The organism is Bacillus cereus group sp. MYBK5-2 (assembly GCF_051915685.1).
GTDB classification, from domain to species: Bacteria; Bacillota; Bacilli; order Bacillales; family Bacillaceae_G; genus Bacillus_A; species Bacillus_A cereus.
The window spans coordinates 19,323-36,144 of sequence record NZ_JBQAFE010000019.1; the positions used below are offsets into that span (position 1 = coordinate 19,323).

The window sequence follows — 16,822 nt, forward strand, 5'->3', positions numbered from 1 at the left end:
ATGAATGATTTAATTGAGAAATTAAAATCTCATATTCATTGGGAAGAGGGTATGGATGAAACCATGCTCTCTTTTTATATCACTCAAGCAAAGACTTATGTAAAGAATGCGACAGGCAAACAGACCGAGTATTTAATTATTATGGTCGCCGGTATTTACTATGATTACAGGGTCGCTGAAAAAGAATTAGAACAAGCTCTTGATGCTTTAACGCCGATGTTTGTCCAGGAGGTTTATGCCGATGAAGAGAAAGACGAATAAACTCAAATGGATGGGTGAGCTACTTAAATTAGGAGAAACAATTGATCCAGAAACAGACCGTGTTGTGATGGGCTATCCTTTAGAACGGAAACTTCGTTATAACAATATTGGAGTTACGGCTACTGACAAATTTACAACGAAAGATACGAATGAAATTGTAAAGAAAATTGAAGTTCGTATTGATCGGGAGATTGAAAACAATCAAAAGGATTACCGTGTAAAAGTTGGCGGCCGTATCTATAATATTGAGCGTATTTATGTACGTGAAGAAGACCGATTGATGGAGGTGTCATTGTCCTATGCAAATTAGCTTTCAAGAGTTACGAGACATCATGAAGAAATCAGGTATCCCAGTATATCGTGATGAAGCTCCTACAACGGCAAAATATCCTTACATTGTGTATGAATTTGTGAATGAACAGCATAAACGGGCTTCTAATAAAGTTCTAAAAGATATGCCACTTTATCAAATTGCTGTTATTACAAATGGAACTGAAAAAGATTATGAGCCGTTAAAGGCTGTTTTTAACGAAGTAGGCGTGTCTTATTCTCAATTTGATGGAATGGGTTATGACGAGAATGACGACACCATAACGCAGTTTATAACGTATGTGAGGTGTATCCAGTAATGGCTTCAAATAACAATGGTTTTGCTGAAGCTTTAGAAGATATTAATACGCTATTACGAGTGAATAAAAAGGTCGAACTGGATGTATTAGACGAAGCAGCGAAGTATTTTGCTAGTAAATTAAAACCAAAAATCAAAGCCTCCAATAAAAACAAGCGAACGCATTTAAGGGATAGCCTAAAGGTTGTTGTGAAAGATGATCGTGTATCTGTGGAATTTAAAGATGAAGCTTGGTATTGGTACTTAGTTGAACATGGCCATAAAAAAGCAAATGGTAAGGGACGTGTGAAGGGAAAACACTTTGTTCAGAATACCTTTGATGCAGAAGGTGACAAAATTGCTGATATTATGGCACAAAAAATAATTGATAGAATGTGAGGGTGATATACATGACGATTGAAAATAAAGAAATTCAATATTCCGTAGGGATTGAAGATTTATATCTGTGCTTGATGAAGGGAAATGAAACTTCTAGTGCACTACCAACTTATGAGGATATCGTTTATAGACAAACGAATATTTCTGATTTAACGATTTCCACTACTTCTACTAATTTTACAAAGTGGGCATCTAACAAAAAAATTATTAACATTGTCAAAAATACAGCGTTTGGATTAGCTTTTAATCTTGCTGGTCTAAATCGTGAAGTAAAAGATAAAATCTTTGCAAAAACACGTAAAAAAGGCGTGTCTTTTGAAACAGCGAAGGCAAAGGCGTATCCAAAGTTTGCAGTAGGTGTTGTATTTCCTTTAAATGATGGAACAAAAATATTACGTTGGTATCCAAAATGTACGGTTGCTCCAGTAGAAGAATCTTGGAAAACACAAGGTGATGAAATGACTGTGGATGATATTGCTTACACAATTACAGCAGATCCATTGTTATTTAATGATGTAACACAAGCTGAATTGGATACTGGTGATCCAGAGGCAAAAGGAATTAAAGCTGAAGATTTCCTAAAACAAGTAATTTGTGATGAATCTCAACTAGCGCAGTTAGGTGGAACGACTCAAACAGGTAAATAAGGAGGGTAATCATGGCACGTTTAAGTGATTTAGTTAACATTAATATAAATTTGAATAAAATCAAAATACAGGGTGTTGATATCCCTGTTATTTTTACGTTTGAATCATTCCCTTATGTGGAAGAATCTTATGGGAAACCATATCATGAGTTTGAAAAAGATATGAATGAAATGTTGGCAAAAGAACAATTTAGCTTAGGGGAAAATGAAGCAAAATTGATGCGATCTTTAATTTACGCGATGATGCGTAGTGGAGGTACTGAGTGTACACCAACAGAAGTGAAAAATTCAATTCCGCTTTATGATTTACCTGATATTTTCAAAGTGGTATTTAACATTTTTAACAATCAAAACTTCCAACATTCCGATATGAAGAAGCTCAAGCAAGAAAAAAAGTAAAAAACATACTGACTAAAAACGAGGAATCTCAGTCCGAATTGGACTGGGATTTTTATTTTTATGTCGGTAATACGTTGCTTGGTTTAAGTATGGATGACTTCTGGAAAATCACACCTGCACATTTTTTAAAGCAATTCATCATGCATCTCAGATACAACAATCCGGATGCATTACATGAGCAGAAACCAAAACAAATCTACACGCTAGATCAAACACCATTCCTATAAGAAATGAGGTGAGAAAATGCCAGGGAATAGTAAAGAAAGGAACGTCGTCCTTAATTTTAAAATGGATGGTCAGGTTCAGTATGCAAATACATTGAAACAAATCAATATGGTTATGAATAATGCAGCAAAAGAATATAAAAATCATATTGCAGCAATGGGCCAAGATGCGACGATGACTGATAAACTTCTTGCTGAAAAGAAGAAGCTTGAAATTCAAATGGAAGCAGCCAAGAAACGTACAGCTATGTTACGTGCTGAATATCAAGCTATGTCCAAGGACACAAGTACAACCGCCGAACAACTCAATAAAATGTACGGGAAGTTGCTTGATGCAGAACGTGCTGAAACTTCTCTTGATAATGCAATGAAAAGAGTGAATGAAGGTCTTTCCGAGCAAGCAATCGAAGCCAGGGAAGCGCGTGGAACTTTACTGGATTTACAAGAGAATTCTAAGAAACTTGAAGCAGAACAAAAGAAACTAACAAGCTCTTTTAAACTTCAGAATGCTGAATTAGGAGCAAACGCTAGTGAAGCTGATAAGTTGGAATTAGCACAGAAACAACTACGTCAGCAAATGGAAATGACTGATAGGGTCGTCCACAATTTAGAACAACAATTAAGTACCGCAAAGCGTGTGTATGGTGAGAACTCTACTGAAGTGCAGCAACTTGAGACTAAATTAAACCAAGCAAAAACGACATTAAAGCAATTCGAAAACTCTTTACAGAGTGTCGGGCGAAGTGGTTCACAAGCTGCTGATGGTATGGCTGAAATCAATAAGAAACTTGATATGAACAATTTAATGGAAGCCGCTGAAGTTCTACAAGGAATATCTGAAAAGTTAATTGAAATGGGAAAATCAATTGTAAATACAGCAATAGAGTTTGATGGATCACAGAGGAAAATTCAGGCGTCATTAGGATTGACTGGGAAAGGTGCCGAAAATCTTCAAAAGATTGCTGTTGATACTTGGAAAAAAGGCTTTGGTGAAAATCTTAAAGAGGTAGACAATGCGCTTATAAAGGTCTATCAAAATATGCGCGATGTTCCACATGAAGAATTACAAGGTGCATCGGAAAACGTTTTAACATTAGCTAAAGTTTACGATGTTGATTTAAACGAAGCGACTCGTGGTGCAGGGCAGTTGATGAGTCAATTTGGTTTATCTACACAGGAAACCTTTGACTTACTTGCTGCTGGTGCTCAAGAAGGTCTGAATTATTCAGACGAGTTATTTGATAACCTCTCTGAATACGCGCCTTTATTTAAACAAGGTGGTTTTAGTGCTCAAGAAATGTTTACGATTTTAGCAAACGGGACGCGTGACGGCGCCTATAATTTGGATTATATCAATGACACAGTCGCGGAATTTGGAAAGAAAGTACAAGACGGTTCAAAAGGAACTGCAGATGCTTTTGCAGGGCTTTCTGAGGAAACACAAGGGGTTTGGAAAGCTTTTAACGATGGTAAAGCAACAGCCGCTGACGTGTTCAAAGCTGTAATAGGTGATTTGGGAAGCATGGACGACAAAGTCAAACAAAATCAAATTGGTGTTGGATTGTTCGCCACTCGTTGGGAAGACATGGGAGCGAAAGCTGTATTAGGACTTACTGATGTAAACGGTGGCCTTGGTGATGTAACTGGACGTATGGATGAAATGAAAAAACTTCAGGAAGAATCTTTGGGACAGCAATTTCAAAAAGCATTAAGAGAAACGCAGGCTGCGTTAGAGCCACTTGGAAAGAAATTTGCAGAATTAGCTAAAGATATTTTACCTCCAATTGTTGATGGAGTTAAAGCTGTAATGGATTGGTTTAGTAAGTTGTCTGAAGCTGATCAAACACTTTTAATCGTGATGGGTGCATTAGGTACAGCGTTTATTATTCTAACTCCAATTGTAGCAGCTCTCGCTGTTTCATTTGGTGCGTTGAATCTGGCGTTTTTACCTGTGATAGCTACCGTTGCAGCAGTTTCTTTAGTGATAACTGGTATTATCATGTTAATAAAAAACTGGGGTGCCATAACGGATTGGCTTTCTGAAAAGTGGTCTGAATTTAAAGATTGGTTTGGTGAATTGTGGGATAGCATAGTTCAAACTTGTGAAGATGCTTGGTCATCCACAGTTGATTTCTTTTCTGGAGCCTGGTCAGATTTTTTAAATATGGCTAATGAGTTCTTTGAACCTGTCGGTCAATTTTTTACTGACCTATGGACTGGAATTTCTGATATGGCATCTGAAATTTGGACAGGTATTACTGATTATTTTTCAGAATCGTGGTCTTCATTCATTGAATTAGCAGATAGTATATTGTCTCCTTTAGGTGAATTTTTCAGTGGATTGTGGACGGGTATTGTTGAAACGGCAACTTCTATTTGGGATCAATTAAAGACAGCTTGGCAAGAAACATGGGATACAATACTCACAGTTTTAGATCCGATTATTTCAGCAGTTTCCACAGTTTTAGAAGCAGGTTGGCTACTCATTCAAGCAGGGGCACAAATTGCATGGGCGGCAATATCTCAATATATTATACAGCCGATCCAGGAAGCGTATGATTGGATAAGTGCGCAAATTGGTGAATTAGTCACATGGCTTAGTACGCAGTGGGAACTTATAAAGGCTGCTGCACAAGTTGCTTGGGGCTTATTTAAACAATATATTACTCAACCTGTTCAAGAAGCATGGGATTGGGTTAAAGAACAGATCGGTGCGCTTGTTTCTTGGTTAAATTCACAATGGGAAACAGTTAAATCGTATACTTTTGTAGCGTGGGATTTAGTAAAACAATATGTCATTCAGCCTGTTCAAGAATTGTGGAATGCAACGAAAGAAAAATTGAATGATTTAGCGAATTGGATACTAGGTAATTGGGCGAAAATCCAATCTTATACACTTACGGCATGGAATCTAGTTTATAAATATATTATTGATCCAGTGATTTCAGCTTATAATTCTGCAAAAGAGAAGTTCAATGATATGTACAATACGGCACGGGAAAAATTTGATTCTGTAAAGAATGCAGCACAAGAAAAATTTGATGCGGCAAAGAGATTTATCATTGACCCGATAAAAGATGCGGTGGATAAAGTGAAGGGATTCATTGATAAAATCAAAGGGTTTTTCAGTGATTTGAAATTAAAGATTCCGAAACCGGAAATGCCAAAAATGCCACACTTTAGCCTGCAAACTAGTACGAAAAATATTTTGGGTAAAGACATTACTTTCCCGTCTGGTATCGATGTGCAATGGCGTGCAAAAGGTGGTATTTTTACTCGGCCAACTATCTTTGGAATGAATGGTGGAAACCTACAAGGTGCAGGAGAGGCAGGACCAGAAGGTGTGTTACCGTTGAATAAAAAGACATTAGGTGCAATTGGTGAAGGAATTGCAGCAACGATGTCTACTGAACCAACTGTAATTAATATTTATAATCCTTCAGTGAGGGATGATCGTGATATCGACCGTATGGTCGGAAAAATAGATGATGCACTGGCTCAAAAAGGGCGTAATTCAAAAATAGGAATAGGGAGGACGACTTAATTGTTGGATATAGGAATCGATAATGAATTAGCAAGTAGTTACGGATTAGGTTTAGTAGGTCGTCCAGTGATTCCAACTGCAAAACAAAAGGTAGAACATATAGAAATACCAGGACGACATGGTTCACTTACAAAGAAAGGGGCATATGAAAATGTCCCTTTTAAGGTGAAATTTAATATGTTGGAAAGGGAAAATATTAAACCTTTCATAAGACGTGCAAAACCTTGGTTATTACAAGGGAAAACACTCTTTTTCACAGATGACGATGTGTATCGGAAGATTAAGCATGTTGAAATGGGAGACATCATAACTGAAATTGAGGAGCATGGTGAATTTGAGGTAGATTTCACGCTAGATCCCTTTGAATATACAGAGGATGTAAATCTAAAGCTCACCAAACCTGGTGTAATTTATAATCCAGGTGCAATTGAATCTGATCCTAAGTTTTGGATTGTGGGAAATGGTACTTTCCGTATAACGATCAATGATGTCTCTTTTCAAATAAAAGATGTGAATGGTTCTGTTGTCATAGACTCAGAAGTACTTGAAGCATATACAGATACCATAGCAATGAATAATAAAATGGTTGGGCAGTTCCCTATATTCAACGTAGGAGAAAATACAATAGAGTGGTCAGGAGCAATTCAATTCATGGAAATTCGACCTAGGTGGAGATATAAATGATTACTTTATATAAACCAAATGAGACTGATTTTACACACAATGGTATAGGAGCTTTAGATAAAAATATTTATAACGCAACTGTTGAGGAAGAACTCAATGGTTTATTTTTATTTTCATTTAGTTATCCATTGTTTGCACCACGTGGTCTGGAAATAGAGGGAATGAGCATCATTAAAGTTCCAACTCCTGATGGTGAACAACTATTTCGAGTGGCAGCACCTAAAGTCAGCATGGGTGAGATTACAGCGCAATGTTATCACATTTTTTATGACTTAACAGAAAATCTAATTGAAGACATTTTTGCTGAAACAACAAATGGTAATGGAGCTATGAATCGTATGTCAGCAGGATGCCAATACAAGCATCCTTTTCAGTTTTATTCAGATGTACCAAAGATAGCTAGTGCACGTATTGTCCGTAAAAATCCTGTGGAAGCATTATTGGATTCTAGTCAAGATAATTCATTTGTTAATCGTTGGGGCGGCGAATTAAAACGAGATAATTTTGATGTGAAGATGCTACAAAATCGTGGTATGGATCGTGGAGTAGTGATTCGCCATAAGAAAGATTTATTAGGATATGAAGGTAATGTGGATTGGAAAAGTCCCATAACTAGAATCATGCCACAAGGTTTTGATGGGTTATTTCTTCCTGAAAAGTATGTGGATAGCCCACTTATAAATAAGTATCCTCATCCTAAAATCAAAGTGGTTGAATTTAAACATATTAAAGCAGCTATTGGTGAAAATGCTGATGATGAAGATGCAGTTCCGTTAGAAGAAGCATATAGATTATTACGTCAAGCAGCTAAGGATATGTTTGCTATTCAAAAGGTTGATCAGCCTAAAGCAAATTATAACGTTAAGTTCCAGGAGTTATCACAAACGGAAGAGTATAAGGATTATAAGCATTTACAAAGTGTTTATATGGCAGATACTGTTACGGTTGAACATCAAGAAGATGGCATTGATATAAAAGCGAAGGTAATTGCTTATAAGTATAATCCAATAAAAAAAGAGTATCTAGATATAACCATTGGTAACTTCAAAGAATCCTTTACGGACGTTTCTGGTAGGGTTGACCTGGTACAAGAAGAGTTATCCAATATGCCAAGCTCTATTTTGGATGCAGCAAAAGCAAATGCTACAAGTCTTATTAATTCAGGATTCGGAGGACATGTCCGTATTTATCCAGATCGTATTTTAATTATGGATACGAAAGATGAAAAGAGTGCTAAAAAGGTTTGGCAATGGAATTTGAATGGATTAGGGTATTCTTCCACAGGTGTGAATGGACCATACGGAACTGCCATTACAAGTGATGGAAGAATTGTTGCTGATTTTATTACAGCTGGGATACTAAGTGGGAATCTTGTACAAGGCGGGGAAATAACAGGATCAACTTTAAAGACTTCCAATTCAGCTAATTTCGTAAATATCTCTAAACAATTCATTCGTCTGTATGAGTCTTCGAAAGTTCGAGCCTTTATTGGATATTATAAAAATAGTAGAAATGAAATACAGCCAACTTTTATTTTAGGTGGGGATTCCGATTCCACAGGAGCAAATGGTTCTATTATGGTATACCAATTCTCAGATACAAGTATTAAGTCTGGTGGAATAGGAATTACAAAAGGACTCGATGGCAATGGGTACTTAAATGCAGCTTCTTTATACTTTTCGCAGACGGGGAATGCAATGCTTAATGCTGACAAAATGATTGTCTTAGATTCTCAAAGTGATATGAGGTTTAAAGTCAAAGATCAGTTCCGCTTTTATCGGAATGACAATTGGATTGCAAGTATTGGGATTTCATCCGGAGGGGATACAGATATCATACTTCCAAATGCGATGATACGAAATTCAAGTTACGAAAATGGTTATATACAAGTCAAAACGGCTCTTGGGTCATATTATCAAGGAATAATTGCTTCAGACTTCAAAGTTTCTTCAAAAGAAACGTATAAAACCAATATACGTCCTATTGCATTCAGCGCACTTGAAAAGGTAATGGAATGGGAAATTAAACAGTACAATTTGAAAACCGATATTCCGAAACTGTATGAGATGCGTATGAATCGTAAAGAAGGAGAGCCAATAATTACTACAGATGCAATTCCTACACATTATGGTTTAGTTATTCCAAAAGAGGCAGAAGAAAATGGTGTAGGCCTATATGGAATGCTTTCACAATTGACGAGCGCATTTCAAGAGTATGTAATGAAAACGGACGCCAAATTGGAAGAATTAGAGCCGTTAAAACCTAAAGGAAACATAAAGAATAGGAACAGAGTAAAACGTCAGAGAAGACCGCCCAGACACGTAAAAAGGAGTAGCTAGAAAGAGGTGTAGTCATGCGAAATGAGGAAATTATGATAGATTTAGCAGATCCCGTGTTTACAAAAACAATTCGTTCTCGGCAGAATGACAAGAATGGATTGAAGCTTACGGTGTACGTAAGAGAAAAAGGGGAGAAGGTGGATTTAACAGGATACGTGGTTAAATATGAAGCGACAAATCATACAGGAGTATTCATTCGAGATGATGCTCAAATAGTTGATGCAAAGAATGGTGTGTTTTCATATTCGTTTACATCTCAAGCTGTTTCTACATCGGATGATTGGACAGCTTATTTTGTGATGGAAAAAGATACAGAACGAATGAGTACACCAGACATTCGAATTGCATTAAGACGTGATGTGAAAGAAGGAAACATTAAAATAGAAAATTATATTTCTGATTTTGAGGTTCTTAAGAAAACGATAGACGAGTTGCAGAAGAAATTAAATGCTATGGATGTTGTTAAGAAAAGCGGAGACACCATGATAGGTGACCTTAGATTTGTCCACGGTAAGCTATTACGATTTTTAACAAAAGGCGGTTCATCTTCAACGGTAACTACAGGAGTAGACAATTTGGATAGGTGGTATGCATGGTCTGATGCAGCAAACAAGGGGATATTTAACTATGATCCTGCCAGTAATTTATTTAACCTGCAAGCGGACACAAACCTTGTTAAGAAAGCTGGCGACATCATAAATGGAATACTTGAATTTAAGATCGATAATGCAATTGTATTAGGTAGCCGCTCGTTTAAAACAGTTCTTCACAAGGGAGCACAAGGGGCCCTTATTATTGCACCTTCAACAGAAGAACAAGGAGATACTTGGGATTGGTCTAAGAGAGTAGAAATTCGAACTGATGGAACAATTAAACAGGCAACAGATACTGGATGGATTAAACTTCCTACAACTGGGGTAGAGAATGTTGCTAACAGAGATATGAAATACAAGAGAAGTGGTGAAAACATTAGTGTAATTGGTTCAGTTCGAAATCCTCAAAATGAGGCAGTATTCGCTACACTACCAGTTGGATTTAGACCCGTACAGCACATTGCTTTTCCAGCGCTGGCATATGGATATACACCCGCAGCTTGTGAAGTGACAATAAAACCTGATGGCGGGGTTTTCGTGAATGGTGTTCCAAACGGAAGTACTGTTCATATTGCAATGAGCTTTTTAATTTAAATATCAGAAATCAAGCGTGCATAAGCAGGCTTTTTTATTTTGCTAAAAAGGAGATGAGAACAGTGGAGGAACAGATTTTCAATTCAATGATTCAACAAGGAGCATTCGCAGCGTTATTTGTGTGGATGCTTTTTACTACGCAAAAAAAGAATGAACAGCGTGAAGAACAGTACCAAAAAGTAATCGAAAAAAACCAGGCAGTCATTGAAGAACAAGCAAAAGCATTTGGTTCACTTGCAAAGGATGTATCAGACATTAAACAAAAAATTATGGGGAATGGTGACGACAAATGAAAAAATCTATTAAATTATTAGCCTCAATTTCTACTGCAGCTATCATTGCATTTACTTCAACAGGTAGTGTCTTTGCTGATCGAGAAATGATTATTCCAGGGTTACCTAAAGTCGAATATCGCAACGGATATGGAGCGTATGAAGGTGTAGTAGCACATTCTACAGCAACTCCTGAAGCGCCTGCTATTAATATCCGAAACTATGAAGCAAGAACATGGCATTCTGCATTTGTACATTATGCAACAGATTGGGATGAAACAATTCAAATTGCTTCTACTAAGTATCAAGCATGGGGAGCAGGTCCGGCAGCCAATAAACGATTTGTTCATGTAGAGCTCTCTGAAACTAGTGACTCTATTAAATTTAAAAAATCATATGAAAGATATGTAAAGTTACTTGCTAAAATTTTAAAAGATAGAAATATCCATCCATCCATTGGATTGTGGACGCATAAAGACATTACGTATAAGCTTGGTGGCACAGATCACGAAGATCCGATTGACTATCTTCGCAGTCATGGTGTATCGGAATCAAAATTTCGTGCTGATGTATTAAAAGCATATAATGGAGATTCTATTTCAGTTGAAGCGAAACCACAGCAACCAAATGAAGTACCTGGTGTTATTAATGAAGTGGGAGTAGCGTATATTGATGGATACAATGTAAACCTTCGTTCTGGTCCATCCACAACAAATAGTGTTATTCGTAAATTACAAAAAGGTGAATCATATAAAGTCTGGGGTAAAGTAGGAAACTGGTTGAATCTTGGAGGGAATCAGTGGGTATATAATGATTCATCATACATTCGCTATAAAGAAGAAGCGTCATCTGTGGAAGGTAAACGTGTAGTTTCTAAAGTGAATGACTTACGATTCTATTCAAAACCTTCCTGGTTAGATAGGGATGTAGCAGGAACTGTGGATAAAGGATTAGGATTTACAATCATTGATAAAGTATCTGTAAATGGCTCGCAGCAATATAAAGTGAAGAATAGTAGAGGTAATGTGTTTTATATTACAGCAAATAAGGTCTATGTGTATGTAAGATAAAGGGAAATAGAAGAAGGTTACCTATAAAAGTGGCCTTCTTCTATCTTTTATAAATTTAATAATAGTTTATAAATGCTTTTAATTTTGTTGTGATTTAACTTGTTTAGAATATTCTTTCATTTCTTCTTTGATTCTATTCTTTTCTTCAGGTGTTAATGTTCTAACGGCTTCTTGATAGAGTGCATCTGTATTTGGTGTTGTAGATCTTGCAAAGCTTTTTGCTAATGATTTATTGTCCCATAAGTTCATTCCATATGAAATCCAAGCTTGATCGTTAGGGTCGTCATAATAAGAATCTGCCCAACCAAGGTGAGAGGTTCCGGAATAAATTTGGTATGCACCTGCTGCAGTAGATAATAAACTTCTTGTAAATCCAGCAGCTCTTCCAACGTAGCCATAATGCATATTACCAATGTCTTCAGGTGCTAATCTATTACCGTTAAAGTTATAGTACCCACGAAATTGAAGCTTATAGTCCCAAGGTCCACCTGTTTTAACATGTTGTACAAATGATAAACCTACACCAGCCGGATAAGAACCAAGATTTCTATCTTCTTGAGCAGCGTATGCCATTTCAAGTGCATTTCTTTTCATTGTATAGGAGAAGCTCGAAGTAATATTGGTATAATCCGAAGGCTTGTTCTTTACAATAATTGAGCCGTTATCTGAATTTTGATTCCCAACCTCAGCAAACGTAGCTGAATTAAATGATAGAAGCATAGTTGCAGCTAAACTAGTAATTAATAATCCTTTTTTTCTCATAAAATAGTCCTCCTATTGATAAGTTCATGGATATTTATAACATATTATAACTATTATTTACAAGTTCTTTATATACAAATATGAAAAAATATGTATTATATATATGTGGCGTCATTTTATTACATATTAGAAAGGAAGAAGGCTTAATGAGAAAGTTGTTATCATTTGTTGTATTTAGCTTTATGCTCTTATTCAGTTTATTTACTGTTATACCGACTGTTTCAAATGCCGAAGAAAATACGGAACAATTAATTACTAAGGAAGAGGCAGGATCTACAGCAGGAAAATATGTAAAAACTGTTAGTAAACATACTCATCCGGATTGGAGAGATGCGAGTTATAGTAACGGCAAAACCCTATATAACGTAGAAGGAAAAGTTTCAGCTTATGTATTTCAGGTTCGAAAAGCTAATCAGGATGTAGGGTATATTATTGTAAATAGTAATAAGAATGCATCACATATTTTAGAGTCTACAAGACAAGGTACAAACCCTTTTGAGAATGTAGAAGAAGGAAATGCTATTTATAACGGCCCATTAAAATACTTCAAAAAAGAAAATGGGAAGATTGTAACTCTGGGGCCAGATCCAAAACAGGAGAAAAAAATCTTTAAACCAATTAAAATTGAAGAAAACACAACGATTGAACAACAGGAAAACAATAATAGTTCAATGAAGCCTAGAACACTTTTGGCTTCAAATGTTAATAGAAAAAAACTGGCTAATGTTCCAGATTACGTATGGTATAGAGGTTGTACTCCAACAGCCACTACTAACATATTGGGGTATTGGTATCTAAAGGGATACGAAAATATCATGCCAAGTATTTATCCATGGGATACTATAGAAGAAATTGCTAAATATTATGGGACTAAGGTTGATTATTCTCAACCTGATTATGGTTCAACTTATACGTCTAAGATAGCTCCAGGATTAACAAAATATTTTAATGATAGAGGATATAAAGCGGAAATTAAACTTCATGATGGAAATTCATTCCAAGATATTAAAAATGAAATAGATCAGGGAAGGCCAATGATTATTAATACTTCCAAACACCCTACTTATGAAGACCATAGTGTAACGGGGGTAGGTTATGAGGACTTTTATAGTCCAGAATTTAATGAGAATTTTAGAAGTTTGATTATTCATGATACATGGGATACTACCCCAGAGGACATGTATATAGATTTCGGTAGAGAATCTAACTTTATTTATTCATATGCAACTGTTGCACCTAAAATATTTGAAGATGTTCCAGCAACTCATTGGGCGCATAAAGAAATAATGTATATGTATCATCATAAAATTGCTTTAGGATATGGTGATGGATATTTTGGTGCAGGAGATAATATTACAAGAGAACAATTAGCTGGATTTTTATATAATTATCTAAAACCTGAAGATAGTAATGAGAATCCTTTTAACGATATTAATGACAGTATGTTTAAAAAACAAATTTTAGCATTAACAAAAAAAGGGGTATTTTCAGTTAATTCTGAGCATACATTCAACCCAAAGGGTGTAGCTACAAGGGCAGAAGCAGCTACAATTATAGTTAGAGCTTTTAATCTTAAGGTGAAGGCGAATTATGAGTTTAATGATATGAAAGGTCATTGGGCTAATGAATATGTAAAAGCTTTATACAGTAATGGTATAGCAAATGGTGTTGGTGATAGGAATTTTAATCCTGGTGGTTTGGTTACACGTGATCAATTCTCTACGTTTTTATATAGAGCTATACATGTTAATCCAAATTTTGTACCTTCTCCTATCTAAATTACAAAATAAAAAAACTAGTATTTTACTAGTTTTTTTATTTTGTATCAAGTAAATATTTCGACATTCTACTCAAATAAGTTTCCAATCAGGATTATAAAGAGCACAACTCCTATCAATACTACATTAATTGCTAAAGTAAAGAGGCTTCTTATAGCTGAAGTACGATTATTAATTCCGGTTAAACCAATTATACTAATAAGTAGAGTTGTAAATACTAGATAAAAAAGTATAGTGAATGGATTTACTCTCGTTAAATTTTCGAGTATTTTATGTAAAGGGGAAAAAGCACATAATAAAAAGAGTAATAAACATAATAAAGTGCATATAAAAGAAAAGAAATTCAACATTTTTCCCAAAGTTAGTACATCCCCTTTTTTTATTATTTTTATTTTAGTAAATCATGGTAGATTATATCGTAAAATCCATGTAAGAATAAATTTTATTTTAAATCGTAATTTAGGTGGAATATGAAATGCAAATCTTATTTTACAGAATCTAAGTTCAACTGTTAATAGTGCAGTACTATATATACTAGTTGGGGGGGTGTTACAAAATTAAAATCATTATGAATCCGAAAAAATAGCTGAATATACAGTAGATAGTGATTTCGTCCTTATATGATTTTTACAACACCCTCTAAACGTTTACCAGATGAAGCTTGAGCTTGTTCTAATTGCTACATACGTTGTAATGATGCAATTGTGTCATAACTCATGGAAAACCCTACCTCTACTATTTGTTCATTTTCCCTAAAGCTTTATCCATTTGACGTTCATTTGCTTGTGTTGCACTACTTGTTGCATTTTCAACACCACGGTAGTTGTATTTAGAGTTTTGCCAGAAGTCGAAAGCGAAATCTTTTAATGGCTTTTCTGATGCGTTGTTATCAACAACTTGTGATTTGAAAATATTCGTTAACATGTACTCATGATTAGAGATATCTTTAATATAATTTTTATCTTTATATTCTTTAATGATGTCATTACCAAACTGTTTAACTTCATCGCTAGATGGTTTGTAATCGTGAGCATATTTACTTACTTCATCAAACTTTTCAGTTGTAGATTTATCACTGGATGCTACTTCTTTAATTTTATTTCCCCAGTCAACTGTTTTAACATTTTCTTTTGCGGCAGCGAGTTCTTGCTCAAGCTGTTCTTTATTTTTGAGCAATCCAAAGTCTAAAATAGTATCTACTTTGCTGTCATTAAACAGTATGTAAACATATCCATCTTTTGTTGCACCATCCAATGCAGGATATTTATACTCAACAAGTGATGGATTGTATTGATTAACGTTTTCTTCTCCTTTTCCGCCTACAATTTTCTCGACCTCTTTCATACTCATTCCTTTTTTAATCTTTTTAAATTCTTCTTTAGAAATTTTCCCATCAGCAGTACTACCAGCAGTACTATCAGCAGTACTACATGCTGAAATTAATATCACCGTAAGGGATATCGACATTAAAAAAAATAGTGATTTCTTTACCAATATTTCTTCCTCCTAATATATATTCTAGAATTTAGTATAGCAGATAAATAAATGTATTTTAAGGAAGAGATTGGGATAAAGGTTATGTTTAGAATTTTATATGTGTAAGTTCCCCATAAATTCTTTATCGAAATAGAACTTGTCCATTAATTTATTTACAATTCCGTTGAAATAAGCGAATTTACCTTTCTTCATTTTTACTCCGGATTTAATTTTCATAACAAACTCTTTGATAGCTTTTAAGCCAATAGTAAGTTCCTGGTCTTTAGTAAATGCTTTATTACCTGTAGAGAAGTTTGTAACTTTATTGCACTGCCTTACGACCTTCCACAGTTCTTGAATTGTTTTAGATTCACTGTAAAAAGAGCTAACTAAAGAAACAAAACGTTCTGGTACCCAGTGAGCAACGAAATTAGCTTGTTCAATATTCTCTTCTGGAGTATTGCTATGCTCATTACTATTACGTTTGTTTATATCTTTTATATTTTGTTTTAAGGAAACAGGTTTTGTTTTAATGGTAGGACACTTTGTAGGGCTTTTTGTATCTACCTTGTCGGACACTTCTTCCACAATTGGTTGAATGATAATAGCATTAGAAGTTTGCAGCATATCTTTTTTACGTTTCATTGCTACTTGTTTAATCATCTCTAGATCCACAAGTTTCTTCATTAAACGTTGTACAGTTTTATATGAAACTTCCATTATGTCAGCAATTGAATTTTTGCATAGGAAACTAACACCTACATATTTACAGCTGTGGCGTTTTAAAATTTCAAGTAATGTAATGAGTTTAGATTGTACATCCGTACGCTTAATAGACATACGGATATTATCTCTGTATGTACGTATAGTTTTGTTTAGTTCTTCCAATTCTATAAATGGTGATAGGTTACGAAATGCTTCTTCGCTTGCTATTACATCTATGCATCTCTTTTCCATATTATATGTCTCCCTTTATGGAAACAAAAAAGCAACGTCACCAATTAAGTAAACGTTGCTTAAGAGACCCTGCATGATGTACAATGACTCATGAGAGTATGGCAAGTGTTTACCTGGCTCAATCAGGTGAACGGTATAAGAGTGCTACCAACACTACTTATACACGCTGTGCTCTTTTGTTTTGTCGTTTTTTTGTATATACGTGAACTTTATATGT

The 16,822-nt window shown here is 35.2% G+C and carries 17 protein-coding genes; 14 read left to right on the plus strand and 3 right to left on the minus strand.

The window, feature by feature from the left end; all coding sequences use genetic code 11:
• From ACTFP3_RS29185 to ACTFP3_RS29245, 13 genes are all read left to right on the plus strand, one after another.
• Positions 1-261, plus strand: a complete 261-nt coding sequence (locus ACTFP3_RS29185; RefSeq protein ID WP_325849863.1) for a head-tail connector protein — start codon at positions 1-3, stop codon at positions 259-261.
• On the plus strand, positions 242-571 hold the full coding sequence (locus ACTFP3_RS29190; RefSeq protein ID WP_440012002.1) for a hypothetical protein: 330 nt from the start codon (positions 242-244) through the stop codon (positions 569-571). The genes ACTFP3_RS29185 and ACTFP3_RS29190 overlap by 20 nt, the downstream gene beginning before the upstream one ends.
• Positions 561-890 carry a hypothetical protein gene (locus ACTFP3_RS29195; protein WP_098558395.1) on the plus strand — a complete coding sequence of 110 codons (330 nt, stop codon included), beginning with the start codon at positions 561-563 and terminating at the stop codon, positions 888-890. Before ACTFP3_RS29190 ends, ACTFP3_RS29195 begins: the two co-directional genes overlap by 11 nt.
• Complete coding sequence (locus ACTFP3_RS29200) at positions 890-1,267, plus strand: HK97-gp10 family putative phage morphogenesis protein (protein WP_000157915.1); 378 nt, start codon at positions 890-892, stop codon at positions 1,265-1,267. The genes ACTFP3_RS29195 and ACTFP3_RS29200 overlap by 1 nt, the downstream gene beginning before the upstream one ends.
• An 11-nt stretch (positions 1,268-1,278) precedes the next feature.
• Complete coding sequence (locus ACTFP3_RS29205) at positions 1,279-1,914, plus strand: major tail protein (RefSeq protein ID WP_016125430.1); 636 nt, start codon at positions 1,279-1,281, stop codon at positions 1,912-1,914.
• An 11-nt stretch (positions 1,915-1,925) separates the two neighbouring features.
• Entirely contained in the window at positions 1,926-2,312 is a 387-nt protein-coding gene (locus ACTFP3_RS29210; RefSeq protein ID WP_440012005.1) for a hypothetical protein, read from the plus strand.
• Between the two features lie 38 nt (positions 2,313-2,350).
• A complete protein-coding gene (locus tag ACTFP3_RS29215) occupies positions 2,351-2,539 on the plus strand; it encodes a hypothetical protein (RefSeq protein ID WP_006927278.1) in 189 nt (62 codons plus the stop codon).
• 16 nt (positions 2,540-2,555) lie between these two features.
• Positions 2,556-6,080, plus strand: coding sequence for a phage tail tape measure protein (locus ACTFP3_RS29220; protein WP_440012007.1), 3,525 nt, complete (start codon positions 2,556-2,558; stop codon positions 6,078-6,080).
• Positions 6,081-6,764, plus strand: a complete 684-nt coding sequence (locus tag ACTFP3_RS29225; RefSeq protein ID WP_440012008.1) for a phage tail protein — start codon at positions 6,081-6,083, stop codon at positions 6,762-6,764.
• Positions 6,761-9,103 (plus strand): phage tail spike protein, encoded by a 2,343-nt coding sequence (locus tag ACTFP3_RS29230; RefSeq protein WP_440012010.1) that lies wholly within the window; start codon positions 6,761-6,763, stop codon positions 9,101-9,103. The genes ACTFP3_RS29225 and ACTFP3_RS29230 overlap by 4 nt, the downstream gene beginning before the upstream one ends.
• Before the next feature lie 14 nt (positions 9,104-9,117).
• Positions 9,118-10,290, plus strand: coding sequence for a BppU family phage baseplate upper protein (locus ACTFP3_RS29235; RefSeq protein WP_440012011.1), 1,173 nt, complete (start codon positions 9,118-9,120; stop codon positions 10,288-10,290).
• 62 nt (positions 10,291-10,352) lie between these two features.
• Positions 10,353-10,583 carry a BhlA/UviB family holin-like peptide gene (locus ACTFP3_RS29240; protein WP_000392439.1) on the plus strand — a complete coding sequence of 77 codons (231 nt, stop codon included), beginning with the start codon at positions 10,353-10,355 and terminating at the stop codon, positions 10,581-10,583.
• Entirely contained in the window at positions 10,580-11,632 is a 1,053-nt protein-coding gene (locus ACTFP3_RS29245) for an N-acetylmuramoyl-L-alanine amidase (RefSeq protein WP_440012013.1), read from the plus strand. The genes ACTFP3_RS29240 and ACTFP3_RS29245 overlap by 4 nt, the downstream gene beginning before the upstream one ends.
• Before the next feature lie 78 nt (positions 11,633-11,710).
• On the opposite strand, the gene ACTFP3_RS29250 is transcribed toward ACTFP3_RS29245, so the two are convergent.
• Positions 11,711-12,394, minus strand: coding sequence for a polymorphic toxin type 44 domain-containing protein (locus tag ACTFP3_RS29250; RefSeq protein ID WP_097995243.1), 684 nt, complete (start codon positions 12,392-12,394; stop codon positions 11,711-11,713).
• 146 nt (positions 12,395-12,540) lie between these two features.
• On the opposite strand from ACTFP3_RS29250, the gene ACTFP3_RS29255 reads away from it, so the two are divergent.
• The gene (locus ACTFP3_RS29255; RefSeq protein WP_440012016.1) at positions 12,541-14,172 is read left to right on the plus strand and encodes an S-layer homology domain-containing protein; all 1,632 of its coding nucleotides are present in this window, start codon (positions 12,541-12,543) and stop codon (positions 14,170-14,172) included.
• 735 nt (positions 14,173-14,907) lie between these two features.
• On the opposite strand, the gene ACTFP3_RS29260 is transcribed toward ACTFP3_RS29255, so the two are convergent.
• Both ACTFP3_RS29260 and ACTFP3_RS29265 read right to left on the minus strand, forming a co-directional pair.
• On the minus strand, positions 14,908-15,639 hold the full coding sequence (locus ACTFP3_RS29260; RefSeq protein ID WP_440012020.1) for a hypothetical protein: 732 nt from the start codon (positions 15,637-15,639) through the stop codon (positions 14,908-14,910).
• 123 nt (positions 15,640-15,762) lie between these two features.
• The gene (locus ACTFP3_RS29265) at positions 15,763-16,605 is read right to left on the minus strand and encodes a helix-turn-helix domain-containing protein (protein ID WP_440012018.1); all 843 of its coding nucleotides are present in this window, start codon (positions 16,603-16,605) and stop codon (positions 15,763-15,765) included.
• Positions 16,606-16,822: the final 217 nt, after the last annotated feature.